This window comes from Luteibacter sp. CQ10, from assembly GCF_040900725.1.
Classification (GTDB): Bacteria; Pseudomonadota; Gammaproteobacteria; order Xanthomonadales; family Rhodanobacteraceae; genus Luteibacter.
Genome location: NZ_JAEUYM010000001.1, coordinates 1,125,114 through 1,148,879, shown reverse-complemented (window position 1 = coordinate 1,148,879; position 23,766 = coordinate 1,125,114). Strand labels below are relative to the sequence as shown.

Sequence of the window (23,766 nt, the reverse complement as noted above, 5' to 3'; positions counted from 1 at the left end):
ACCCGGCGCCCGAACGCGACGACGTCCGCTCCCGGCCCGGCTATCGAAAATCGCGAGATCGCGCATCCAGGCCGCCCAACAGATGACTCAGGTCCACCAACCGCCGCGCCACCAGGTGGCACGTACCGTCGGCGACCTGCCACTGCCCTTCCACACCCAGCAACTGCGTTTCCAGCAACTCCCGCCTCTGCGCGTCCGCCGTGCGCTTCCACACGATGACGTTCACCATGCCGTGCTCGTCTTCCATGGTCACGAACGTGACGCCGCTGGCCGTCTGGGGGCGCTGCCGCAGGTTCACCATACCGGCCACCCGCACCCACCGCCCATCCGGGTACGCGCGCAGGGTCCGGCTGTCCAACCATCGCGCGGCTCGAAGCGTGTGCCGGATCTGTCGGAGGGGATGCGGCCCCAGGGTGACGCCGGTACGGGCATAGTCGGCCAAGGTATCTTCGGCCTGGGTGGGTGGCGGCAGCACGACGGTGGTTTCGAGCGGACTCTCCCCGAAGAGCGGCAACTGCGGTTCCACACCCGCGACCGCCCAATGCGCCCGGTGGCGGTGACCCGCCAGCCCACGCAACGCGCTCGCTTCGGCCAAGAGGTCCTGGTGACGCTTGTCGAGGTCGGCCCGGGCGCAAAGGTCGGCGATGTCGACGAAGGCCTTCTGCGCACGTGCGCGCACGATCGCTTGCGCAGCGCTTTCGGCAAACCCGCGCACCTGCCGGAAACCCAGCCGGATCGCCCATGCGCCGCCCGGTTCCGGTTCGAGCGAGCCATCCCAATCGCTGTAACGCACATCCACCGGCCGCACGGCGATGCCATGGCGCTGCGCATCCTGGACGATCTGGCTGGGCGCGTAGAAACCCATGGGCTGTGAGTTGAGCAGCGCGCACGCAAACGCCGCGGGATGATGGCACTTCAACCAGCACGACGCGTAGACGATGCCGGCGAAACTCGCCGCGTGGCTTTCGGGGAATCCGTATGAGCCGAACCCCTTGATCTGCTCGAACAACTGCTCGGCGAACGCCGTGGTATAGCCGCGCTCCAACATGCCGGCCATGATGCGTTCCCGGTGCTTTTCCATACCGCCGTGCCGCTTCCAGGCCGCCATCGCGCGGCGCAACTGGTCGGCTTCGCCCGCGGTGTAGCCGGCGGCGACGATCGCCAGCTTCATCACCTGCTCCTGGAACAGCGGCACGCCGAGGGTGCGTTCGAACACGACTTTCAAATCGTCGGAGGGGTAATCGACCGGCTCTTCCTTCCGTCGACGGCGCAGGTAGGGATGAATCATGTCGCCCTGGATCGGCCCGGGGCGCACGATGGCGACCTGGATCACCAGGTCGTAGAAGTTCTCGGGACGATGCCGCGGCAGCATCGCCATCTGGGCGCGGGATTCGATCTGGAAGACGCCCAGCGTATCCGCCCGCTGGATCATCGCGTAGGTTGCCGGATCCTCGGGCGGCAACGTGGCCATCGTCAATGACTGGCCCTCGTGCCGGCGCAGCAGGTTCAAGCATTTCTGCACGCACGTGAGCATGCCCAGCGCAAGACAATCGACCTTCAACAGCCCCATGGTGTCGAGGTCGTCCTTGTCCCATTGCAGGATCGTCCGATCGTCCATCGCGGCGTTTTCGACGGGCACCAGCTCGTGCAGCGGCGCGTCGGCGATCACGAAGCCGCCCACGTGCTGCGAAAGGTGACGCGGCTGGTCCATCAGCTCGGCGGTGAGCACGACGACTTTCCGGATCACCGGACTGGCGGGATCGAAGCCGCGTTCACGCAACAGGTCATCCAGCGGGATGGAACCGTCCCACCATGCGAACACCTTGCTCAACAAATCCACCTGTTCGAGCGGCAAGCCCATCGCCTTGGCCACGTCCCGCACCGCGCTCTTGCCCCGGTAGCAGATCACCGTGGCCGCCAACGCCGCGCGCTCACGCCCGTATTTCCGGTAGATGTATTGGATGACCTCCTCGCGCCGCTCGTGCTCGAAGTCGATATCGATGTCGGGCGGTTCGTTGCGCTCTTTGCTGATGAACCGCTCCATCAGGAGGTTGAAACGCGAGGGATCCACCTCGGTGACACCCAACGCGAAACACACCGCGCTGTTCGCCGCCGACCCGCGCCCCTGGCACAGGATGCCCTCGCTGCGCGCGAAGCGAACGATGTCGTGGACGGTGAGGAAATAGGATTCGTAACGCAGATCGGCGATGAGGCCCAGTTCGTGTTCGATCTGCTGGCGGACTTTGCCCGGTGCTCCCTCGGGCCAGCGCCAGCGCACGCCGTTTTCCGTCAGCTCCCTGAGCCAGGCGGTGGCGGTGTAGCCGGAGGGAACGAGTTCGGCCGGGTATTCGTAGTGCAGTTCGTCGAGCGAGAACCGACAACGGTCCGCGATACGCACCGTTTCGGCGAGCAGGTGCGCCGGGTACAACGACGCCAGGACGGCGCGTTGCCGAAGATGCCGCTCACCGTTCCGAAACAGCACGGCCCCCGCTTCCGCGATGGTCAACCGGTGCCGGATGGCCGTCATCGTGTGTTGCAACGCCAGGCGCCGACGCACGTGCATGTGGACGTCGCCCGCGGCCACGCACGGCATGTCCAACTGATGGCCCAAGGCTTCGAGTTGCGCGCAACGCCGCGCGTCGTTGAACTCCTTGACCAGCGCGATCGCCAGCCAGGCGCGGTCGCCGAAGACCAGACGCACCCAGGCGCCCTGCTCCGCATCCGTTTCCCGGCCCGGCACCCACAGCGCCAGCACGCCCGGCAACCCATCGGCCAGATCCGCACGTGTCAATCGATAGGTGCCCTTTTCCGCCGCACGACGGCCGAGGGTGATGATCCGGCACAGGGCGATGTAACCGGCCTTCGTCTCGGCAAGCAGCACGAGCTTGGGGCCATCCACCAGTTGAATTTCCGTGCCGACGATGAGCCGCACGCCTGTTTGTCGCGAGGCTTCGAGGGCGCGCACGATCCCGGCCATCGAACATTCGTCGGTGATGGCCAACGCGGTGTAGCCGCACGTCTTGGCTCGCTCGAACAGCTCGCGCGCGGTCGATGCGCCGCGCTGAAACGAAAAGTTGCTCAGGCAGTGGAGCTCGGCATAAGCGGGAGGCTCGCTCATGCGAACCAGCCGTGGAGCATCCAGCCCGCGTGTTCGTCGGGAGGCAGGAACGCCCACGCGCGTTGGCCTTGGGATGTTTCCACCACGTAGTAATCGCGCCGCACCACGTTGCCGTCCCACCAACCGGTTTCCATGCGTTCGGGGCCGGCGAGCACCGTGGGCGCGGGACCGCGTAGCGGGATGGGCCGTTCCAGCAACCAGGTGGGCCGCGGCAACACTTCGGCCTCGCCCTCGTCCAGCGAGCCCAGACGCTGCGATCGCTCCGGCCGGGGATCGATCGTGGTCGCGAGCTGGTAGACCGCCTCGTCGCCGAGCCGGGCACGCAACCGCTCACGCAATTGCCCGAACGGCAGCGCGTTCGCCGGCCGCTCGTCGAAGAGGTCGCGGCCCTCGGGCACGAACGGAGGCAACTGGTCGGCGCGCAGACGCAACGCCAGCACCGGTGCCGGCAAACGCACCTGTTCCAGGCGACCGCGCGCCGCTTCGAACAAGGTGGTGGCCGCGCGTTCGGGAGCCAGCAAACCGATGGTGACCTCGGTGGACCCGTCTCGGTGTTCCAGATGAAGGGTGAAGCGCTGGACCCCGCCATCCCGACAGGCCAGATACGCGGCGAGGTCCGCCGTCATCCGGCGGACGGGGAAGACCAGCGCAGAGACGTTCTCCACTTCGTGCGAGAGTTCGATGCGCCAGTCCACCGCGTCGGGCGGCACGAACAGGTCGAGCCCCGCCGGTCGTTCGCCCAGCAACTGGTCCAGCGCATCGAGCAGCCCCGTGCCGAACCGGCGACGCAACCCGTCGCGAGGCATGCGCAGCAGTTGGCCCACGGTTCGGATGCCCATGCCCGGCAGGCGCTCGGCCTCCACCGGTAACCGCGCCTTGCCCAAGGGGATCGGATCCAATGCGCGGCGCAGATGATCGGCGGTCGCCACCGCCAGACCGTCCCGGACGCCTGCCAGCACATAAGCCCCATGCGGCGTGGGTGCCGCGGCCAATCGGTGGCGAAAACCCAATTCGGCCACATCCGCACGGAGACGCCGCTCGATGGCAGGCCACTCGCCGAACAGGCCCCGGCTTCGGCTCACTTCGAGGACCAGGGCGTGCGGCAGGAGCGCCACCTCGGACGAATACCGATAGGCCACCCCGGCCAGGAAGGTTTGCCATCGCGCCACGTCGGCCGGGTCGTGGGGCAGCGCCGTGAACTGGGCCAGGAGAGCCTGGGCGGCGCTCAGCCGTTGGCCGACGCGCAGGCCAGCCGCCTTGGCCTCGACATTGGCCGCAACCACGGTCCGGGTCTGAATCGGCCCGTCGACCAGCACCAGGGGACCCGGATCAGGCTGACGCCGGAGGACACCATCCAGCGCCAGGGATGGCAGCAATACGCAGGCCCAGAGCATCGCCAGCCGCCCTCAATGGACCGTGTCCGGAAACGGGATCGGCCGGGCCGGTGGATTGCCGCCACGGCATTTGCGCACCCACACGGCGGGCGCCGGCTGGGCGGCCAGTTCCAGGCGAAGCGGCGCGGGCGAACTGTTCGCCACGTGCCGGCGATCGCGGAAGACGAAGCCCAGGGCGTGTCCATCCGCAGCGGCGACCTGCAACCGGCGCAACGCACGGTCGTCGGCCTGCTTCGGCCAGACCAGAACGGCGGCACACGCCCCGGAGCGAAGGCACTGTTCCGCCGCCCAAAGCACATCGGCCTCGCCCGCGCGCACGAAATGCACCTGCGCCAGGCGCAAACCCCGCTGGCGCCAACCCTGGGCGAACGGCACATAGGGCGGCGCGATGACCACCACCGGCCGCTTGCCCTGGGTCAGCCGGGCCAGGGTCGGCAGGACCAGACGCAACTCTCCCACCCCGTCCAGCGGCATGAGGACTTCGGTGATCGAGGCATCAGGCCAGCCGGCCGTGGGCAGTGCGGCGTCGAGTGCCGCCGATCCGGTCGGCTGATCGCCCGCCGGTACCGGTTCGGCACGACCGCGCCAGACCCGCCGGGCGTCGACGAGGTCGGATAAGGCAACGACGGCGCCCATCAGCCTCTCCGCACCAGACCGGCAAACAATCCTTCGATGGCGAAGTCGTCCGTGGGATCGGGGTCGATCGGGTGATAGCCCGGGCTGTTGGGCAGCAATCGAATCACGTCGCCCTGATGATGGAGGCGCTTGATGGTGAAGCGATCACCACCGACACGGGCGGCGACAACCTGCCCATGGCGTGCGACCGGCGTGGCGTGGACGCCGACGAGATCCCCGTTGAGTATCCCTTCGTCACGCATGGAATCGCCGACCACCTCGACGAGGTAATCGGGCTTGAGCTTGAAGAGCCAGCGGGATACCCGCAGCGATCGCTCGACGCGCTCCGAGGAAAACAGCGGCTCACCGGCAGCGATGCGACCGACCAGGGGCAGGTCCATGGTGTCGGCCGCCAAGGGATCGCTCTCCTCCACCAGACGAATGCCCCGCGCGCGATTTGGCTCGATGACCAGACGCCCCTTCGCCTGTAGCGACCGGACGTGTTTCAGCACGGCGCTCACGTGATCGATGCCCAGCGCGGCACCGATTTCCTCCAGCGTCGGCGCCTCGCCGTCCCGCGTCAGGCGAGCGCGGATGAAGTCGAGGATGTTCGATTGGCGGGAGGTCAGGAGCAGCGTCATGGGGGTCACTTTTCACCCTTTTTGGTGAAAATGGAAGGGTCGGTTTTTGCGCACGCGTGGATCAAGGACTTGCGTCCGCAATCGCAGGCGGTACGTGAAGCGGGTTCAGGGGAAACGATGCCGAGAAGGCGTCTCAAGGGGCGAGATTGTCTTTGCTGGAATTCGTCATGTGCTCCCTACCCCGTGGAACGAACGATGCATGGCCCTCCCCCTTTTCCATGACGACGAGGTACGGCAATGCATCGTTTAGTGATCGGCTTGTTCGTGACCGCCCTATTAGGATCAGCGCCTGCCCATGCCGCTGATGGCGGACGTAAATCGTCCTTGTCCAATCCCTCCGGAAGCGCCGCCACGCTCGTGGAAGGTGGCTATTACACCAATCACGACGGGCAATCGATACATCGACCGGCCCACACGACGAACGGTGCCGCGCCGGCGGGAGCCTCCGCGCAGTGTCGGGATGGCACATGGAGCTTCAGCGCGAGTCGTCGCGGGACATGCTCGCATCATGGGGGTGTGTCGAACTGGTTGTAGATCGGCGTCGCGGGTCAATGTGTGGCGTGTTTCGTCACTGCGTAAGTAGCGGAGGCATTCGCGCTACCTTGATGCGCCGAAAAACGAACATCCAGAGAACTCAGCGCTCAGCGCATAGAGCCACGGTGGGCAGCGTCTTCCGGCAGACGGGCGTCGACGGTGAACACAAAGCCGTCTGCGAAATCGACACTAACCGGCACACCATCGCGGAGTTCAATATCATGTTCGCCGGGCTGGAGGTGGCGTACGACCTGGCCGCCAATGGTCATCGCCGTGCTCGTCATGCGGATATCCTCGGAGGCCATTTCGTCAGCTTCTATTTTGACGTGAGCGTGGCGCACTCCGTGATCCAAGGCAGAGAGCGTCGTGGAGATCTTGATGCGCACTGGCCAGTGCATCGGAGAAACATGGGGGTCGCTGCCGAGGATGGTTTCTTCGGTCTGGCTGCCCGGGGGATTTAACGACTGGGTGAGTTCAGCAGGGAAAACTCCGGGACGCTGAACAATCCAATGGAGATCAACGGGCGCCACCGGACGCGTCGCGGCACAGCCAGACAAAACGAGGGGTATGAGACAGAGGACCTTGCGCATAGTGAGTTCCTTAGCAGTTCAACAATGGCGATCAGTAGTGAAACGTTGGCAGCGCGGATATCTACAAAGGCACTCGCCAAGTGGCGAGTCCAGCATCCCGGCCGCCAAGCACGGTTTTCGGCAGTGCAGACATGTGCCTTAACTGGACTTCCCAGCTGTTCCTCCTGGGTGCGGGGCTATTCTTCATCGACTTGCTGCGCCCTCAGGGGAAGCACTCGATCGCACAGCCTCACTGAAATTCAGGCACGCATGCATGGCCCATGCAGCCCGTAGGGCATAGAGGTTGTGCTGCAATGCGCCGATGGCGCCTACAAGCATCAGGATGATGAAGCCTATAAGGGCTCGCTGGGCGAACAACCCTTCGTCGAGAAACTTTTGCAGTCCTTCGGCACCGAGCACGCGGCAGACAATGGCACGGTTCTCTGCACCAAAACCCGACGGATCGCGTCCCGCCTTGCAATCGTCGATAGTCATGACCTCGCCGGTGCCGCCCCACAAGGGCTCGGCCGAGGTGGGTGTGGCCAGCAGCCAACTGCTGTCATGCCGAAGACGAAGCAAGGTCCTGTGATCGAAACCTTGCGCCAATGCAATGACAATGCCTCCTGCGAGAAGCGCCCGGATCACGCCAGTGGCAACTTTAGCCTTCAGGAGCGGAGGCAGCCTTTCACGAAGCGCGAGCTTATGACGATTGAAGTACTTTCCGCAGTCGCCCAGAACCCCTACATCAATCCCCTGCGCACTAGCCCATGCCGTGATCCGCCGCGCTTCAGCGAGCGAGTCGGCCCACATAACCAGTGCCCGGAACCGCATGAGTTCGAAACGCTCGCGAATTGCCTCATCGAGCCACGCCTCCTGGTTTTCGGGACGGCGATGGAGGAGTCGCCAAAGACGGTGGCGAACCATGAACAATGACCGCGACCGCGCAACGACCCAGATGAAGGGCGCGATGACCAGTGCGAGGGTCAATGCCGAAGCGTACGGGGCCGACAGGCCAAGGGCTGAGACGTCCATGCGGTTCCAGGGTGGAGGGGCTTACAGTCATGTCAGCAGAGGCGCCAGTGGGTAACTTCCCGCTTCGGGGTGGGCACCTTTTCAGTAGGCGCCTTTATCTTGTCGTCTTTCCCATCGAGCGCTTCTGCAAAACATTGCGTCCAAAATTGCTCGAGCGAGGCCCACCTTCGTTCAGGGGACCGAGGCGGAAGCCACTCTTCTTGGTAAGGCGCTGCCGTACCACCTCGGGCCGGGCGGGAAGCAATCCTCAGGCGGCCAGCGCGCGGAGAATTTGCCCGTCGCGCACTTCGAGCATGACGACAGCGGGTTGCGCATGGTCCAGGGTCAACCGGTCCAGGTGATTGAACGACACATGTTCGCTCATCGCCAGCGATGGTTGTCGCGCCTGTCCCCAGAGCCGCAGGCGCTCTTGGTTGGCAGAGACGGTGACAGCTGAATCGGTAACCGCCTTGAAGCCGGCACATCTTGCCTCTACGGCGGCAGAGAACCTCTCAAGGAAGCCCTGCGCGCCGGATAGCGCCTGAGCGGCCTTCTCAAGCGCATCTCGTCGGTTCATCGCAAAACCCACCGATTCCGGGTAGCACGCCGTAAGCCGACAAGCCATGAAACGGGCAGCCAGGCAGTATTTCCATTGCGTCACGAGGTCCTCGAAGCGTTCTTGCCGCAACCGCAGCGCCTTGGTCACGCCCGCCGTGCCAAAAGTATCAGGATCCTTGAACGTCGCGACCTCAGCAATGACCGCCTCGATGTCTTTCTGCAGATGGCTTTGTGCCGCACGAAGTCCAGATTCGTACTGCTCCAGTTGTGCATGCACAACAGGGCTGAGGTCACCGCTCAAGATAAGCGGCGCCACTTCCTGCATATAACCGATTGCAGCTTCAATGGCGGACTTTCGTTCGTTCTGCTGAAAAGTCTCGATGCGCCCGATTCCCTCGAGGACCTCGTTGAGCTTGCGACTGATGTCCGCGAGATGCTTTTGCGCGACAAGGACCGAGGCTATCTGAAACAATGCTGCACCGTTGACCAGATTCCCGAGGCGGTCGTCTTCGAAGAACCGCGCATGCTCCACGATTTTCCCATCGGGACCATGCACGAAGCCCCGCAGGCCGTTTCCATCAGCGGCCTGTGCGAGGGAGCCATTGACGACACATTTGAGATAGTGGTGCGCACCGACTTCACCGGCCACCAATTGGCTCGGCAACGCCTGCAGCAGAGGGCTTAGCCGGTCGAGTCCGGAACCGATGTCGACTTGCCGGGCCCGTTCGGGCAGCAACTCACGGTCGAACCCGGAGAGCGACAGCAGTGGCGCGTCAACCGACGCACCGATGTGGAAAATGACCTGGTCACCCTGATTGACCTCAGGTTGCGTCCAGACCAAGGCCTTGCCACATTGCGCACAGAACCGCCCTTTTCCCAGGGCCATCGATCCGCACCCGTTACATTCGAGTGCGGCGGTCGACTGCCGCATTTGGCGCATGTAGGCGATCTGAGTCACGCAGGGGATAGTGACCCGAAACGCCGCACTGGCAAGGTCGTTCGCGCCAGCAATCAGCACGGCGGGCGCGTTAAACAACCGCCCGAGGGCCAACTTCCCCACGGCTTTCGCCACGGCGGCGGGCGTATTGGGGGCCGGCAGTGGGGTACGCGACAACCACTGTGCAACGGCAGCCGACGGGGCGCCACCCTTCAATATCGCGTCGCGCCATGCGGAAGCATCTGCACTGTCGTCGACAAGCTTTTCGCCAACATTCAAAGCACGCCGCTGCTCGTGGTCGATGACAGGCCACACCTTTTCGAAACGGATGGCGAGGAACTCGAGTTCCATGCGCTCAACAGGCATGGCGCCATCGGGCTGTCCCCCAACATATGACAAGGCGTCGGCGACTATCTCACGATAAGCGACGCCGCCTCGTCGGGCCAGGTTGGCGATGGAATGGCCGCCAAATTGCTGCAGTTCGCCGATCAAAAGACGCAGCGTCTCGCGCGAATAGATGCCGCGTTGGGACGATTCGACGAACAGGTCTTTCACCGCGGCGGGCAATGCCAGCCGGCCCCTTCCATCGTCGGTGAGATACCTCACCAGAACATCGATGTCATCGGCCTTCGATTCGACGAGCAGTGCGAGCAAAGCGCTGTCGCCCTCAATGTCCATCCTTTCCATGTGCGCGCTCCATCCAACGCTGATGATCTTTCGATGCCTATCGGCACGACCCGGAGAATCTTTAGCATCCTTCGCCACGAAATTTCCCAGAGCAAGGCCATACGGCCTCCGTGATGGACCTGCCAGCGAAAATCCAAATTATTGACCGCGAGGCGCCCGCCTCAATGAATCAGGCTCGTCGACGAGCCCTAGCCGGTCGCGCACCGGTAGCGTCCCCCAGAGCAAGCCATATAGCGCCGAAAGTGTGCATTGCTGTCCATGCGGGATGCCTCCTCGGTCGTTATCATCGCCCCATATCCCATCGCTATGCGATAGCTTAAGGAATCAAGGATGCCGCACCGATGAACCTGCGTTTCCTGGCCCCCTGCATTGTGTTGCTGACCGCTTCGGTGAGCTGCGCGTGTACCGCCTCAGCCCTTCCGTCCGCGCGCAATACATCCAACGCAAGCCTTCCCGCCCAAGGACACCCGATGACCTCCGCCGCTTCGTCGCATTCGCCGGCGGCTGCGCACGTTGCGCAGCAGCTGATGACCTTCCTGACTACCGTGCCTTCCAGTGAGGCCCTAACGGCCGACGTGGTAGGTCGGCAGTTCGGAGCGACACTCACCGCCGAGGGTGAGCGGTCCCTGTACCGTAGTGGCGATCTGGGCGGCGGGTGGAACTATGGTATCGCGGTCTCGCCGGGCAACCGGACCATGAAACGCGGCTTTGAGTTTTGGTTTTACAACCCGACGCCGGGGGCTGATCCGACACCCGTTTGTACGGTGACCTTGAATGCACTGCGCCAGCAGCTCGTGGCGCATGGATTTGTTGAACGCGTGACGCCGTCCGAAACGGGAGGACTCGATTGGATCGACTTCCTGAAGGGCGACTTGGTGCTGACCGTCACCGTCCGTGACCTGGTAACCGCACCCGACGGGGACGAATGTCTGACCCGCATGCAAACCACGGACGGTCGCTAAGCGATACGGAGGGAACCATGGCTACACCTCACCCCGCCCTCGATGCGGCCATTGCCCAGTTCGCCCAACAGGCCGGCGTCTCGGCGCATGAGGTGGCCCAGTTGCGCGCGGCCCTGGCGTCCGACCCCGCCCTGACGGCTTCCCTCGGCGCAGCCGCCAGTGCGGGCACGCTCCATGGGTTTGGCCTGTCGGCCCCAGGCGCTCCGGACCGCCCCGTGGGCGACTATGCGCCAGGCACAGGCATCGTGACGCTGCCTGCTTCCTCGTTTCCGGCACCGGGCGCTCCGGCATCGTCGGATTTGCACGCGACGCTACGGGTGCAGGCCATGGTTGTCGAATTCTCGGGCAAATCGTTCGTGGACGGCAGCGGAGCCACCCATACGGTGACGCCGGATATGCTCGCGAATCTGCAAGACACGATGAACGGTTCGCCTGCGCTTGCCAGCGAACTTAAGCGGGCGGCGACTACACCAGATCCTCAGCATCCCCAACATCGCATCCTGGAGCACTTCGCCTTCACGGCACCGGGGGAAGGCGTGGGCGGGAGCTTCAGCGCTCCGACGCACACGATGAACTTGGTCAGTGAGTCCTTGGCCACCACCACGCCGGGCTCGACTCAGCGCTACAACGTTCATGATCTCACCTTCGTGGTGGGACACGAAGTGCAGCACGGATTCAACGCCCAGGCGGCAGCCCAGAGGGACGCCGCCTTCGTGCAAGGCGTGCGCGCCTTGGCAGCAACACCGGGCCCGATCCACGATTACACCGCACTGGTCGAACAGCACATCCAGACCAACCGCGACGATGAGGCCAGGGCGGAAATCGCCGGGTGGAATGCGCTCCGAAGCCGCGTGCATCATGACAACGGCAGCGTCAGCTTGAATGAGCTGCAAAAGATTGCCCCCGGACGCGTGAACGACTTCATTGTCAGCGCCAACGGTAGCTTGCAGCCGCGAGCCCATGTCACGCTCAATCCCGACCTCAGCATGACCGCAACGCCATCCAACGTCGCCGCGATGGGCTACAACTATTTTGACCGCCCTGTGCACCCGCTACCGGGCGACACCCGGCAGGCCATGGCGCTGGGGCACGGCGGGGTCAGCGATTACGCCAACCGCAGTGCCGGCTGGGCGCTTCAGGTCATCAGCATCGAGGAGCAAGCCGCCGCGCATCCGCACGGGGTTAAGCCGCAGGTGCAGATCAACATGGCACATGCAGGCTTGAGTGAATCGATGATGGAGCGAGCCGGATTGAACCTGTCGCCCTCCAGGAATGCCCTTCCGTATCTCGACAGCAGCACCCAACCAGCCACCCCGCACGCGTTCGACCACACCGCCGACGGGCCGCACACATACCAACACGTGCCCGTGGCCCCTCAGCGGCTGGACGACCCGGCACATCCCGACCACGACATGTTTCAGCAGGCGCGTGGACACATCGTGGCGATCGACAAAAGCTTGGGTCGAGCCACTGATGGGCACACCGACCAATTGGCCTCGGCCGCTGCCGTGCAAGCCAGGGCGGATGGGCTACAACGCATCGACCAGATGGCGCTGTCCACGGACGGGCAGCGGCTTTGGGGTGCACAGGTGCCGCAGGGACGAACGGACCATTTATTTGACTTGACAACCAGCGTCCCCACGAGCGATGCCATGACTCCTATGGATCAGAGCGGAGCCAGGTGGCCGCAGGCCATTCAGCAGTTCGAACAGACCCAAGCACAGCAGCAGCAGTCCCAAACCCAGCAAGTCAATGCGCAGCAGGCACAAGGACCGGTCATGACGCATGGTGGTCACGGCATGTGACTCTGCTCACATCACCGGACGCCGCCAAAGCGGGGGCGTCCGGTTCAAGTGCCAGGATGACTTTCGGCGCACAGAGTGACCGCTACGCCCGAGAATCCGTGATGGCACACGGTATGTCGGAAAGATAAACGGCACCTTCTATACCTTGTCCCACTGCATACGCGCATGGGCCTGCATGGCGCATTGCGTGCCCATGTCGGTCAGTACGCTGATGGCGCCCATGGAGAGCATCAGTCGACGGCGATCGAGGATCTCCGAGTCACCGATCATCTCGCTCACCAGCTCGGTCAGACCTTTGGCGTATTGCAGCCATTCGGTCGCGTCGTTGAGCAGTTCGTCGGTGGTGGCTTCGGGCACGAGGCCGTAGCTTCCATTGCCGAGCATCCAGGGTTCTTTGCGTTCGTCCATTAGGTACTCCTTGTGTTTGCCCACGGCCTTAGGTGCGACACGCCTTGAAGGGCGTGCCGCGGGTGGAGCCATCGCTCGAAGACGATGAGGCTCGACGGCCTGCCCGTGTCCGGGCGCCGGGCGTTTAGGTTGGGAAGTGGGGTGCGGCGTCAGCCGGATTCAGGCCGAGCGCTTACGCGCCGGGTCGTACGGCTGAGAAAAGTCGCAGTAAACACGGCGGGCGCCGCGGTTCGTCAACCGCGTCTGGAAGGTAGCCAGACGGCCCGGTAATCGTCGAGGGTGCTGCCGCGGGGAAGCGGCGGGCGCGTGGATGCCTTAGTATTCGGCTTAGCCATGGTCAACTCGTGTGTTGATTGTGGTCAGCGGGGCAGTCGGTGTTAGCGCACCTCTGCCCCGCGCTCACCGCTTCGAGCGATGGTCGTCTGCGGCACCACGTGACCAGTAGCGCAGACGACGTGATGACCCTACCAAATCAACATTCAGTTGTCTGTAGGTGGGGTGGCTGCAGCGTGATTCATCCAGCTGGAAGACCGGCGTGCTTTGGCTGCTGCTCGGATGTCGAGCGCAGCGTCACGCAAGTACTCCGCGCTTTTTGCCGCTGCTCATTGAGAAACTTCTCTGAGAATAACGAAGCTCGAGCTTCATTTGGAATGTCGTCCAGATCGAAAACTGCGGCTCGTATGGGGAAAAAGACGGCTTCGTCGCTATGCACAATGCGACATCGCAGTTCTTCGACACGGCGAAGGACCGCTATATCCATAGTTCTGCCTTCCAGAATCGAAGACAGCAGAGCTCTCAGTCCGAGCAACAAGGCTTCGCTATACATGTCGGCTTTCATGCGCCCGAACCTACGCCCGGCCGACAGCGACACCCATAAATCCTTCGAGAATGACTAGCAAACCGCCGAGTGCGTGACGGCAAATAAAGGATTTGCGTATCGCCAGTAGCCGCATCTTAGCCTAGCGGACGCCTTTACCGACTTGCGGATGAACAAAGCACGAGGGCTGAAATACGTATCAGAATCGCAGCCACGGCGATGAAGCCATGTCCGTCATTTCGCTATGCTCATGAATGGTGCGCCGGCCCTCCTCCAACGCTCGCTGTCCAAGAGTGAGGTTCCACAGCGTACAGCCAACTCCAGGCGCGACTCCGGAAAAAAGACCCACTTCGCCGTCGCTCATCAGTTCAAGCCCTGTTGCATGCGATTAAAGTTCATCGGCATTTGAACCGTTAGCGGCATCAATGGTCGAGCTTACTTCCTGGGTTACCATCTGAACAGGCGGTACAAAGCTGTCGGTGTAGCACCCAAATTTGTTCGGAAATCCACATTTGGAGCATGCATCCCGGGGAGAAAGCATGGTCTTCGCCATGCATGACGTGACGTGACGTGACGCCGCAGATTTTCGATCAAGCTAAGGAGACATACATCGCCCAGCATTCTCATAAAGAAGCAAGCACAGCTGTGCTCTCAACTCCATCAGCATAAGAACGCCACGAAGTTGACTCCTGCCGGACTTCCAAGCCACCCGGTTAAATCGCAATCAAACCGAAATCAACCAGCATTGCTTAAAAAGGCTGGTCGCTGACTTGCGTTATTTGATAGCGCTTCGTCTTATGTTGCATAGGGCTAACAACCGCCGTCCCTTTCATATACAAACGTCCGTTAGCATTAGTATTAGCTTGATGCAAGGACCAAGTCACAAGCGAACGCTCTCGCTCGGTAAGATTAGGCGCAAGAAAAAAAGAAATAACTCGATGTTCGGAATAATCGAATATCCTCCCCCACCTACTTATAGTGTTATACCGAGTTACGTGTCCGATGATTGGATCCGAAAGATTTATATGTTGGGGTTGAAGCGCTTTTGCAGTATTTTCATCGAAAGCAACTAAAACCTCACCGCGTGGCTTAGTTACTTTTAGCGTCATCTGGGGCGATCGAACTAGTGGTCGGTGCACATCTATCAAGGCATTCTCCAAAACCGCCGGGAGCTCTCCCATAGTTGGCTCAATACGCCTTTGCAACGCACGATTCTGTGGTTCATCCTCAATGATGCCTATCGCCTCTTTGAACGTATATTTTAAGAAATCGTAAAAGACGCCGGAGGTCACGACGCCACCAACGTAGATCACAGCTTCATATATGAAGCTTCCTCTCTGAGGAGCCTTAACGTAGAGTTCCGCACCGTGAGCCGAATCTGCCCTGGTTCGAACTTCTCCATTAAGTAACGCATGCGTCGTGATTGTAAGCGCGCGCGCAATTCCCTCCAATGATTTAGCTGCATCATATAAATGAAGAAGACCTCCATCAGCGTCCGCATGCTGATATAAAAACTTAACCCTAAATTCAGGCATGAGTCCTCCATGGCCAAATTACAGAAGAAATCAATTAATAACGACAGATCTTATAAATATTCATCTAACAATAAATCAACCAAGTCCTTCTAAAAAATAGTCTATGATATAGCGCTCGAAGCGCTTAGCGCCTTTGTACTCAAGCGACCTTAATTCACTGGCACGCTCGCGAAATAAATTAATAGCACGGGGCAATGACATTTCTTGATCTTCAAAATCCATAAAGCCGATATCGTGCAACTTTCGCGAAAGCATCCTCGGTAAGCCATATTCTTCGAGCTGAAACACAAGAGGAGGGAGAAAAGCATTCGAAGCCTTAAACACAAATGCGGAAATATCGTATCGCCGCTCCCCGGGAATGGTCTTACCCAGTGTATTGATATCACCCAAAAGAGTGGCAAGCTTGAAAGTTAAGTTCCTTTCTAACTTAAAAAACAAATCAATATCTATATCGAAATCTTGAAGCTCGTTAAGCAAGTCTGGGATAGAACAAATCCAGTTCTTAGATGCAATCTTTACGAACGCCACAAATTTTTTATATGGAGCATCCCACGCTCCTCCAGCAAGTGCCAGAACTTTGTATAAACTCGAGTCCCAGTCATCGACTCTTTCTGAGTTCAAGTAACCCAATCTAGTCCATTCGTTAGAGCGATACCGTAACTCACCAGCTATTTTTTTTATTACTTCGGAGTCACTAGTCTGCAAATGAAGCGCCGAAAAATCTGGTAATTCACCACCGTAAATGGAGCGCATGTATTCGTCGAAGCGGGATATGGAGGCTCTTTGGTCTCTCGTCAATTCACCAACATTATCTTGCACGTCTTGAAAGACAAGAAGGGATTCTGGCAACTCTAGCGAGAGTTGACTCTCTTTTATTTCAGGCGGCTCCTCTAAGACGAATATACGCCCAACGAAATGACGAAACATTCGCCCACTTCGACCCATAATATTGCGATACTCAAAATCGGTAAGCTTGGATTTTCCGTTCTTATTTTTCCACAGAATGACATTCTCAGCAGATGTATTAACCCCCTCAATTATCGAAGAAGTAGATATTAATATATGTATCCCGAAACGCTCTTCAAATAATCGGATCTGCAATTGACTAAGCGAACGATGTATTTGACCATTATGAATGCCAATACCTCTAGCCATGAGATGCGGGAGAATCCAATTGGGCCCATAAGAGGACTCAATCCATTCCCTGGCATCTGTAAGCAAATGCCCTTCACCCGGATTTAGTCCTTCAAGAACAATGGCAGCCACCTCTTTTATTCCACTATATGTTCCCGCGTAAACCAACGACTTCCCGGAATGCTTATCCAAAACTCCAAGCAAGGCGTTGGACTTTGCTACGGGGTCATTTCCAACTTGTTTATAAAGATCGATCTGATCAAGTACTACGGTATTGTAGTCAAGCGCCATGAAGTCCATTCCAATCGTGAATGGATTTTCAGCAAGACTGGAAACATTTGGCGCCAGAAAATATCGTTGCTTTGCGCGCGCACTAAAAGTGAGTATTGCTCTAATTAGAGTAGCCGAACGATCAAAATCATGCTTTATGCTTGCTTTATAAAACTCATCCACAACTAGCAAATCCAGTTCTGGAATAGAGTCGGCGTAACTGATGGCTCTCTCCTGAGGAAAGACGAATATATTACGCTCCCCGAGTTGATCAGGTTCAGTCGACGTAATCACGTTGTATTCGCGACCAAATTTACGCTGCAACCTTCGACGGGTTTCATCCGCAAGGGCCAAAGTCGGTACGATTATTAGTACGTTATTTGGGCTTTTAATTTTTACGTACGAATCAATAATGAAGCTTTTTCCAAAACTGGTGGGTGCACTCAGAGCCAAGCTGTCTCCAGTCAGGAGTCTACTGAGAATACTCGCCTGCTCACGATGCAAGATAACTTTCCCGTCGCCGGCATCTACTGCAAAAGACTGATAAGCGATCTCGTCTGACCAATGACAATTCTTCATTGTCATGTAAGGAAACAATCCCACCTTCCTAATTAAAGCATTAACCAATTCACTGTAAGCCAATCCACTCTTTTCATGAAAATCGAGAAGCCTTATAAGGTTATTTCGCGCGTCGAGTTCTTCACCGCGCTCTAAATATTGATTGATGGAACGGCATTCTTCAAATATGTCTTCCATAACTCAATCCTCGTACGAAGAAGCCTTTTTGTAGAAATGATCGACGATCGACTCTTTCTCTGGAACCGGGAAGAGAATTAAATGAAACCAGATTTCTCCGTAAAGAGAAATCTTATCTCCCAATAAATTCAACTGCTTAGAAAAATAAGAAATTGCGCGATCGGCGTGGTAGTTACGTATTTCAGTTTGATAGGCATCACTCCACACTGATGCCTTGCCCGTAATTTCACACTGATGAAGGAGAAGAATTGGAACGTGAAGTCTCGGCTTCAGCTCGTCTAAAGACACTCCATCCGCTAGCGCCATTCGTATACGATTTCGTAAACCCTGGCTTATATCGATCGCGTCAATATCCTTGACGTTTAAAACTATGGCGTTTTCCTTTCTTAATTTATCAGTTCGAAGAAGCTCCTCAATTGACGCGATGATAGAAGGCAGACGAGCGTCCTCTATGCTTGAGTAGAATTTTGCTTCACCGAGCCACAATGAAAAATTGTCTCCGTCTACTACGATGTGAACGCTGTCGGCCCCTTTAGCGTTGTCGTTCTTATTTTGCTTATAAAAAATTTTTGGAACTACTGCGAGAGCCCCGTAGTGCCGCCTCGTGAGACCATACAGCACAATTTCTGCGATCTCGCCGCCCCGCCCAATGTCATTTTTAGAGGCTGTCAGGCGAAGATTTTTCACAGCTTCGCTCAGCACCGAATCGTGCCGATCACCCAGCGCAGCCCTTTCACTAGCTGACAAAGCTGTCTCAGCGATGTGATCCCAAACAAATTGATGAAACCGTCTATGACGCCAAGCCCCATCTTCAAAGTCGTTAGCAACCGTAAGCAGGCTTTTCCTCAAGCATGCGTCATGTAATTCGACAGGGCCAAATGTCGCGAATCCTGTTTCTACTGCTAACTTAAAATCCATCTTACTCCCCATGCCCCTTTTTAGCGTTCCATATTCCCCGTAGCGTTTACCAGCTCAGAGCCGATGACTAACTCTACGTTTTCCAACTTATCTAGATCCTGTGCTAGTTAAGTTGAAGTAGCGAAATAACTCTTTAAGTTATTAATCGCAGGAGGCCGTGGAAGACGATATCGTTTCCCTGGATACGAGGCCGCGCGCCCACAAAAGCGAAAGCAACGCGAAGATATAAGCTGCGGATGAACCTGCATCTTGGCTATCGTCATCAGAGTCCCCTTACTCTCCTGGTGCATCGGAGAGTAGCTAGAAACTGCGCGTCGGCGCATGCAAAAAAAAAACAACAGGCATAAAAAAACCAACTCGTTGACGTGTCGGCTTTTTTTCTGGCGGAGAGAGTGGGATTCGAACCCACGGTAGGCTTGCACCTACGGCAGTTTTCAAGACTGCTGCCTTAAACCACTCGGCCATCTCTCCGTTTTTGCATATGCCGGGCCATTGCAGCTCGACAGTCTCTCGCTAACGACGCGCCGGGCTAACCCCTACCCCGGCGCGCCGATTGTAGCTGAACAGCTCAGGCGATGGCTTCGAGCCCCGCCATGTACGGCCGGAGCACCTCGGGCACCTCGATGCTGCCGTCGGCCTGCTGGAAGTTCTCCATCACGGCCACCAGGGTGCGGCCCACGGCCAGGCCGGAGCCGTTGAGGGTGTGCAGGAGCTCCGGCTTGCCGGTGGCTGGGTTGCGCCAGCGGGCCTGCATGCGGCGGGCTTGGAAGTCGGTGCAGTTGGAGCAGCTGCTGATCTCGCGGTAGGTGTTCTGGCTGGGCAGCCATACCTCGAGGTCGTAGGTCTTGGCGGCGGCGAAGCCCATGTCGCCGGTGCAGAGCATCACCTTGCGGTAAGGCAGGTTCAGCGCCTGGAGCACGGCTTCGGCGTGGCCGACCATTTCCTCCAGCTGCTGCATGCTGGTGTCCGGGGTGGCGATCTGCACCATTTCCACCTTCTCGAACTGGTGCTGGCGGATCATGCCGCGGGTGTCGCGGCCGTAGCTGCCGGCCTCGGCGCGGAAGCACATGCTGTGCGCCACGAGGCGCATCGGCATGTCGTCGGCTTCGACGATGGTGTCGCTCACGAGGTTGGTGAGCGACACCTCGGAGGTGGGAATCAGGTAGCGATCGGCGTCGCCCACCTTGGTGCGGAAGAGGTCTTCCTCGAACTTCGGCAGCTGGCTCGTGCCCCGCATGGCGTCGGGGTTCACGATGAGCGGCACGTTGTGTTCGAGGTAGCCGTGCTTCGTCGTGTGCAGGTCGAGCATGAACTGCGCGAGCGCGCGATGCAGGTGCGCGAGCTGGCCGCGCAGCACGGTGAAGCGGGCGCCGCTGAGCTTGGCGCCGGCATCGGCGTCGAGCCAGCCGTGGCGGGCGCCGAGGTCCACGTGGTCTTTCACGGGGAAGTCGAACGGACGGGCGTGGCCCCAGCGGAGGATCTCGAGGTTTTCGGTCTCGTCTTTGCCGATGCTGACCTCGGCATCCGGGATGTTCGGGATGTGCAGGGCGATGTCGGCCAGCTTGGCCTGCACCTCGGCCAGGGCGTGTTCGTTGGCCTTGAGCTTGTCGCCGATGCCGGCCACCTCCGCCATGAGCGGCGCCACGTCTTCGCCCTTGGCCTTGGCCTGGCCGATGGCCTTGGAGCGCGTGTTACGGAGGTTCTGCAGCTCCTGCGTCTCGGTGGAGAGCGCCTTGCGCTCGGATTCGAGGCGCTCGATCGTGGCGACGTCGAGTTCGAAGTTCCGGGCGACGCGGAGGCGCTCGGCCGTTTCGGCGAGGCGGCCGCGCAGGAGGGCTGGGTCCAGCATGGTGTGGGGCTTCCGTTGGGTTTGACCGGGGATTATCGCAAATCGGGGGAACATGTCCCACCGAGGTCACACCGAGTAACCACCTGGTTGTTAACGGGTAACCCGGGAATAGCCGACTGGGTCGGCACAGGCGCGGAGTTCGGCTCTTGGCGGTGGAGGCCCTGGTGGAGCATGTCGCCGTGGGCACCGGCCTGCGCCGGTGCGACGGAGGTTGGGGCGTGGTCGGTTTTCTGGGGGACTGGGGCTCTGGGCACCTGCGTGCGCAGGTGCGACGGGGGCGTTAGTCCGCGCCTAAGCGAGTGGCTTCGGGTGGGGGCGTGTCGCCGTGGGGCCTGCGCCGGTGCGACGGAGTTTGGGGCGTGGTCGGTTTTCTGGGGGACTGGGGCTCTGGGCACCTGCGTGCGCAGGTGCGACGGGGTGTTAGTCCGCGCCTATGCGAGTGGCTTCGGGTGGGAGCGTGTCGTCGTGGGGCCTGCGCCGGTGCGACGGGGGTTGGGGTGTGGTCGGTTTTCTGGCGGACTGGGGCTCTGGGCACCTGCGTGCGCAGGTGCGACGGGTCGTTAGTCCGCGCCGATTCGGGTGGTTTCGGGTGGGAGGACGGCCAGTTCGCGCCAGTCGAGTTGTTCGAGGAGGAAGTTGTAGTCGTCGTCGGTGAGCTGGAATTGCTGGCGGCTGCGTTCCAGGGCTTCGCGCTGGGCGGCCAGGGCCGCGAGGGCCAGGGTGCGGTGGCGTTCGAGGGCGGTCGTGGATTCGCCGAGGGCGTCGAGTTCCATGCGGTAGGTGGCGTCGAGGCGGCTACGCTCGTCGCCGGTTTCGTTGGCGAGGCGATCGATGGCGGCTTGCACGAGGCCGCGGCGCACGGCGACGAGTTCGCGTTCGGTGATGGCGCGCTGGTCGAGGCCGAGCAGGCGGATCATCGGCGTGAGGGTGAGGCCTTGCACCACCAGCGTGGCGATCACCACGGCGAAGGCGGTGAGTACCACCACGTCGCGTTGGGGAAAGTCTTCCGGAAGGATAAAGGCGGTGGCGAGGGTCACCAGTCCGCGCATGCCGCACCAGCCGGCCAAGAGGGCCTGCCGCCATGGCGCGGGCGGTTCCAGGCCGCGCAGGCGGCGATACCAGGCTACGTAGCGATTGAAGCCGATCATCATCACGATGCGCGTGACGATGACGATGGCCGATACGATGCCCGCGAAGGCCAGGGCCTCGCGCAGGTGGTCGCCGCTCATGCCGGTCAGGATGCGGCGCGCCTGCAGGCCCATCATCAGGAAGGCCAGCACGTTGAGCACGAATACGACGATGCTCCACACCGCGTACGACTGCACGCGTAGCCGCGGCGACGACGGCGCGCTGTTGCGCGTGGCGATGGTCATCGCCAGTGCCACCACGGCGAGCACGGGCGAGAGATGCAGGTGCTCGGCGACGATCCACACGAGGAACGTCATGATGAACTGCATCAGATTGGAGTCGAGCGCGCCGCAGATGGCGCGGGTCATCGGCGGGAACACCATGCCCACCACCATGCCGAAGAGCACGCCGCCGGGAGCGGCGAGTGCGAAGCCGCCGAGCTGGCCCAGGGTGAGTCCGCCGGCGGTCTGCGCCGTGAGCGCGGCGCCGAAGAGCAGCAGCGCGGCGGCGTCGTTGAACAGGCTTTCTCCGCGCAGGATGGCATCGGTGGCGCGCGGGATCGACATGCTAGAGAGGATGGCCGTGGCGGCCGCGGCATCCGGCGGCGCGACGATGGCACCCAGCACCAGGGCGGCGGCGAACGGCAGGGCCGCGTAGGCCCAGCCGATCCAGCCCACGAGCAGCGCCGTCACGATCACGCCACCCACGGCGTAGGCCACGAGCGGAATCCAGAAGCGCTTGACGGTGCTCACCGGGAAATCGAAAGCGGCGTCCATCAGCGCGGGGGCGATGAACAGCGGCAGGGCCGTGCGCGGGTCGATGGGAAAATCGGGCGTGCCGGGAAGCAAGGCCATGCCCGCGCCTGCAAGGGCGAGCATGGAGGGGTATGGGAGCGAGAGGCGTCGCGCTACCTGCAGCAGCACGACGGCTGCCAGCAGCAGGAGCAGCAGGCTTTCGAATAAGGTCATGGTGGTGGCCTTGGTTTGGTGTCCCCGCCTTGCAGGCTAACGCGTGGGCGAGTGGGGGCTCAAGAACGTTCCGTGTTTCGTCAGCGTGCTCATACCCTCACGTCGCTCCTGCGTAGGCAGGAGCCTAGCGCCGTGCGGCCGGTTTCCGCCGATGAGGTGATGCGGGTGCTTTGGCGATGGGCGCGTGTCGCTCGCTCGGACGTGAGGCGCTGGGTTCCCGCGTACGCGGGAACGACGTGAGGGGGAGTGGGCGGTTCGTCGTTGCTGTGGTGGCAGCGGCTCTACGTCGGCTGACGCGTCAGTTTCTGTGTGGCGATGGGAGCGTGTCGCTTGCTCGGGCGCGAGGCGCTGGGTTCCCGCGTACGCGGGAACGACGTGAGGGAAGAATGGCGTTACGGCGACCCTGCTCGTGCCTGCTCAGGCGATCTTAGGTTTGCGCGACAGCCACCACCCCATCGCCGCGCCGGCCAATATCCAACCGAAGCCCTGCTCCACCAGGTAGCCGAACGTGAAGGCCGTGGGGAAGCGGTACCAGTTCCAGAACGGCACGCTGAGCGATAGCCAGGAGAACACGCCGAACATCAGGCCCAGCATCACGCCTTTCGTCATGCCGACGCCGGCGCGGATCATCACCAGGGCCAGCAACAAAGCTGCGAGGGTGTCGGAGATCCATTGGCCGAGCAGTTGCGGGCCCATCGCCAGGGCGTCGCGGCCTTCGGGGGCGTAGACGATGTAGGCGTAGGGGTTGGATCGGGTTTTCGCGGAGAAGGCGTCGAGGGCGGGCTTGTCGGCGTGCATCGCGGTGTCGAAGTGCGGGAGCACGTAGATGCCGTGTTCGGCGGGCAGGCCGTCGCGCAAGGCGGCGATCACCTGGTCTTCGTTCTTGGGGGCTCGCATGGAGAGTTCGCCCAGGGGGAGCACCATGTGGGCGAAGGCGCCCCAGAGGAACATGACGAGACCACCGATGAGGGTGGCGATGGCGATGCGCATGGGCGTCTCCCGGTGGGGGCTCGGGGAGAGCGTACGGCGGCGGCGGGGCGTGGAGTATCCGCCTTTCGGCAGGGTGGAAGCGCGTGCTTCGTCAGGGTTCGCCGATACGATCGGCTCCCACCCCTTTGGTAGGGCAGGTCATGGAGACCTTGATAGCGAACG

18 protein-coding genes and 1 tRNA gene are annotated in these 23,766 nt (G+C 60.7%); 3 read left to right on the top strand and 16 right to left on the bottom strand.

The window, feature by feature from the left end; genetic code table 11:
* Positions 1 to 40: 40 nt before the first annotated feature.
* The 4 genes from JNG39_RS05140 to lexA are packed head-to-tail and all read right to left on the bottom strand — an operon-like array spanning position 41 to position 5,768.
* Positions 41 to 3,118 carry an error-prone DNA polymerase gene (locus JNG39_RS05140; RefSeq protein ID WP_368310081.1) on the bottom strand — a complete coding sequence of 1,026 codons (3,078 nt, stop codon included), beginning with the start codon at positions 3,116 to 3,118 and terminating at the stop codon, positions 41 to 43.
* The gene (locus tag JNG39_RS05135) at positions 3,115 to 4,512 is read right to left on the bottom strand and encodes a DNA polymerase Y family protein (protein WP_368310080.1); all 1,398 of its coding nucleotides are present in this window, start codon (positions 4,510 to 4,512) and stop codon (positions 3,115 to 3,117) included. The genes JNG39_RS05140 and JNG39_RS05135 overlap by 4 nt, the downstream gene beginning before the upstream one ends.
* Positions 4,513 to 4,524: 12 nt before the next feature.
* Positions 4,525 to 5,148 (bottom strand): translesion DNA synthesis-associated protein ImuA, encoded by a 624-nt coding sequence (gene imuA, locus JNG39_RS05130; RefSeq protein ID WP_368310079.1) that lies wholly within the window; start codon positions 5,146 to 5,148, stop codon positions 4,525 to 4,527.
* Positions 5,148 to 5,768 (bottom strand): transcriptional repressor LexA, encoded by a 621-nt coding sequence (gene lexA, locus JNG39_RS05125; RefSeq protein WP_368310078.1) that lies wholly within the window; start codon positions 5,766 to 5,768, stop codon positions 5,148 to 5,150. Before lexA ends, imuA begins: the two co-directional genes overlap by 1 nt.
* A 237-nt stretch (positions 5,769 to 6,005) precedes the next feature.
* Between lexA and JNG39_RS05120 the strand changes: the two genes are divergently transcribed.
* The gene (locus JNG39_RS05120; protein ID WP_368310077.1) at positions 6,006 to 6,302 is read left to right on the top strand and encodes a DUF3761 domain-containing protein; all 297 of its coding nucleotides are present in this window, start codon (positions 6,006 to 6,008) and stop codon (positions 6,300 to 6,302) included.
* A gap of 107 nt (positions 6,303 to 6,409) precedes the next feature.
* Here JNG39_RS05120 and JNG39_RS05115 read toward each other — a convergent pair whose 3' ends face one another.
* The 3 genes from JNG39_RS05115 to JNG39_RS05105 form a co-directional block, all read right to left on the bottom strand.
* Positions 6,410 to 6,892 carry a hypothetical protein gene (locus JNG39_RS05115; protein ID WP_368310076.1) on the bottom strand — a complete coding sequence of 161 codons (483 nt, stop codon included), beginning with the start codon at positions 6,890 to 6,892 and terminating at the stop codon, positions 6,410 to 6,412.
* Positions 6,893 to 7,075: 183 nt separating this feature from the next.
* A complete protein-coding gene (locus tag JNG39_RS05110; RefSeq protein ID WP_368310075.1) occupies positions 7,076 to 7,903 on the bottom strand; it encodes a DUF6216 family protein in 828 nt (275 codons plus the stop codon).
* Between the two features lie 247 nt (positions 7,904 to 8,150).
* Positions 8,151 to 10,064, bottom strand: coding sequence for a hypothetical protein (locus JNG39_RS05105; RefSeq protein ID WP_368310074.1), 1,914 nt, complete (start codon positions 10,062 to 10,064; stop codon positions 8,151 to 8,153).
* A gap of 341 nt (positions 10,065 to 10,405) precedes the next feature.
* Between JNG39_RS05105 and JNG39_RS05100 the strand changes: the two genes are divergently transcribed.
* A complete protein-coding gene (locus JNG39_RS05100; RefSeq protein WP_368310073.1) occupies positions 10,406 to 11,026 on the top strand; it encodes a hypothetical protein in 621 nt (206 codons plus the stop codon).
* 17 nt (positions 11,027 to 11,043) lie between these two features.
* Positions 11,044 to 12,831, top strand: a complete 1,788-nt coding sequence (locus tag JNG39_RS05095; protein ID WP_368310072.1) for an XVIPCD domain-containing protein — start codon at positions 11,044 to 11,046, stop codon at positions 12,829 to 12,831.
* A 138-nt stretch (positions 12,832 to 12,969) separates the two neighbouring features.
* Here JNG39_RS05095 and JNG39_RS05090 read toward each other — a convergent pair whose 3' ends face one another.
* The 9 genes from JNG39_RS05090 to JNG39_RS05050 all read right to left on the bottom strand — a co-directional run bounded on the left by JNG39_RS05090 (position 12,970) and on the right by JNG39_RS05050 (position 23,604).
* Positions 12,970 to 13,239, bottom strand: a complete 270-nt coding sequence (locus JNG39_RS05090) for a hypothetical protein (protein WP_144914093.1) — start codon at positions 13,237 to 13,239, stop codon at positions 12,970 to 12,972.
* A 514-nt stretch (positions 13,240 to 13,753) separates the two neighbouring features.
* Positions 13,754 to 14,077 (bottom strand): hypothetical protein, encoded by a 324-nt coding sequence (locus JNG39_RS05085; RefSeq protein ID WP_368310071.1) that lies wholly within the window; start codon positions 14,075 to 14,077, stop codon positions 13,754 to 13,756.
* Between the two features lie 728 nt (positions 14,078 to 14,805).
* On the bottom strand, positions 14,806 to 15,591 hold the full coding sequence (locus JNG39_RS05080; RefSeq protein WP_368310070.1) for a hypothetical protein: 786 nt from the start codon (positions 15,589 to 15,591) through the stop codon (positions 14,806 to 14,808).
* A gap of 75 nt (positions 15,592 to 15,666) precedes the next feature.
* Positions 15,667 to 17,751, bottom strand: coding sequence for a DEAD/DEAH box helicase (locus JNG39_RS05075; RefSeq protein ID WP_368310069.1), 2,085 nt, complete (start codon positions 17,749 to 17,751; stop codon positions 15,667 to 15,669).
* 3 nt (positions 17,752 to 17,754) lie between these two features.
* On the bottom strand, positions 17,755 to 18,669 hold the full coding sequence (locus JNG39_RS05070) for a DUF1837 domain-containing protein (RefSeq protein ID WP_368310068.1): 915 nt from the start codon (positions 18,667 to 18,669) through the stop codon (positions 17,755 to 17,757).
* Between the two features lie 381 nt (positions 18,670 to 19,050).
* Positions 19,051 to 19,140: transfer RNA gene (locus tag JNG39_RS05065), tRNA-Ser, on the bottom strand.
* A gap of 97 nt (positions 19,141 to 19,237) precedes the next feature.
* A complete protein-coding gene (gene serS / locus JNG39_RS05060; RefSeq protein ID WP_368310067.1) occupies positions 19,238 to 20,518 on the bottom strand; it encodes a serine--tRNA ligase in 1,281 nt (426 codons plus the stop codon).
* Between the two features lie 560 nt (positions 20,519 to 21,078).
* Positions 21,079 to 22,614 carry a cation:proton antiporter gene (locus JNG39_RS05055; RefSeq protein WP_368310066.1) on the bottom strand — a complete coding sequence of 512 codons (1,536 nt, stop codon included), beginning with the start codon at positions 22,612 to 22,614 and terminating at the stop codon, positions 21,079 to 21,081.
* Between the two features lie 417 nt (positions 22,615 to 23,031).
* Positions 23,032 to 23,604 (bottom strand): hypothetical protein, encoded by a 573-nt coding sequence (locus JNG39_RS05050; protein WP_368310065.1) that lies wholly within the window; start codon positions 23,602 to 23,604, stop codon positions 23,032 to 23,034.
* Between the last annotated feature and the right edge of the window lie 162 nt (positions 23,605 to 23,766).

Excerpts from the sequence above, each read along its gene's own strand:
- JNG39_RS05140 (WP_368310081.1), bottom strand. The coding sequence starts at position 3,118 with ATGAGCGAGCCTCCCGCTTATGCCGAGCTCCACTGCCTGAGCAACTTT.
- JNG39_RS05135 (WP_368310080.1), bottom strand. The coding sequence starts at position 4,512 with ATGCTCTGGGCCTGCGTATTGCTGCCATCCCTGGCGCTGGATGGTGTC.
- imuA (WP_368310079.1), bottom strand. The coding sequence starts at position 5,148 with ATGGGCGCCGTCGTTGCCTTATCCGACCTCGTCGACGCCCGGCGGGTC.
- lexA (WP_368310078.1), bottom strand. The coding sequence starts at position 5,768 with ATGACGCTGCTCCTGACCTCCCGCCAATCGAACATCCTCGACTTCATC.
- JNG39_RS05120 (WP_368310077.1), top strand. The coding sequence starts at position 6,006 with ATGCATCGTTTAGTGATCGGCTTGTTCGTGACCGCCCTATTAGGATCA.
- JNG39_RS05115 (WP_368310076.1), bottom strand. The coding sequence starts at position 6,892 with ATGCGCAAGGTCCTCTGTCTCATACCCCTCGTTTTGTCTGGCTGTGCC.
- JNG39_RS05110 (WP_368310075.1), bottom strand. The coding sequence starts at position 7,903 with ATGGACGTCTCAGCCCTTGGCCTGTCGGCCCCGTACGCTTCGGCATTG.
- JNG39_RS05105 (WP_368310074.1), bottom strand. The coding sequence starts at position 10,064 with ATGGAAAGGATGGACATTGAGGGCGACAGCGCTTTGCTCGCACTGCTC.
- JNG39_RS05100 (WP_368310073.1), top strand. The coding sequence starts at position 10,406 with ATGAACCTGCGTTTCCTGGCCCCCTGCATTGTGTTGCTGACCGCTTCG.
- JNG39_RS05095 (WP_368310072.1), top strand. The coding sequence starts at position 11,044 with ATGGCTACACCTCACCCCGCCCTCGATGCGGCCATTGCCCAGTTCGCC.
- JNG39_RS05090 (WP_144914093.1), bottom strand. The coding sequence starts at position 13,239 with ATGGACGAACGCAAAGAACCCTGGATGCTCGGCAATGGAAGCTACGGC.
- JNG39_RS05085 (WP_368310071.1), bottom strand. The coding sequence starts at position 14,077 with ATGAAAGCCGACATGTATAGCGAAGCCTTGTTGCTCGGACTGAGAGCT.
- JNG39_RS05080 (WP_368310070.1), bottom strand. The coding sequence starts at position 15,591 with ATGCCTGAATTTAGGGTTAAGTTTTTATATCAGCATGCGGACGCTGAT.
- JNG39_RS05075 (WP_368310069.1), bottom strand. The coding sequence starts at position 17,751 with ATGGAAGACATATTTGAAGAATGCCGTTCCATCAATCAATATTTAGAG.
- JNG39_RS05070 (WP_368310068.1), bottom strand. The coding sequence starts at position 18,669 with ATGGATTTTAAGTTAGCAGTAGAAACAGGATTCGCGACATTTGGCCCT.
- serS (WP_368310067.1), bottom strand. The coding sequence starts at position 20,518 with ATGCTGGACCCAGCCCTCCTGCGCGGCCGCCTCGCCGAAACGGCCGAG.
- JNG39_RS05055 (WP_368310066.1), bottom strand. The coding sequence starts at position 22,614 with ATGACCTTATTCGAAAGCCTGCTGCTCCTGCTGCTGGCAGCCGTCGTG.
- JNG39_RS05050 (WP_368310065.1), bottom strand. The coding sequence starts at position 23,604 with ATGCGCATCGCCATCGCCACCCTCATCGGTGGTCTCGTCATGTTCCTC.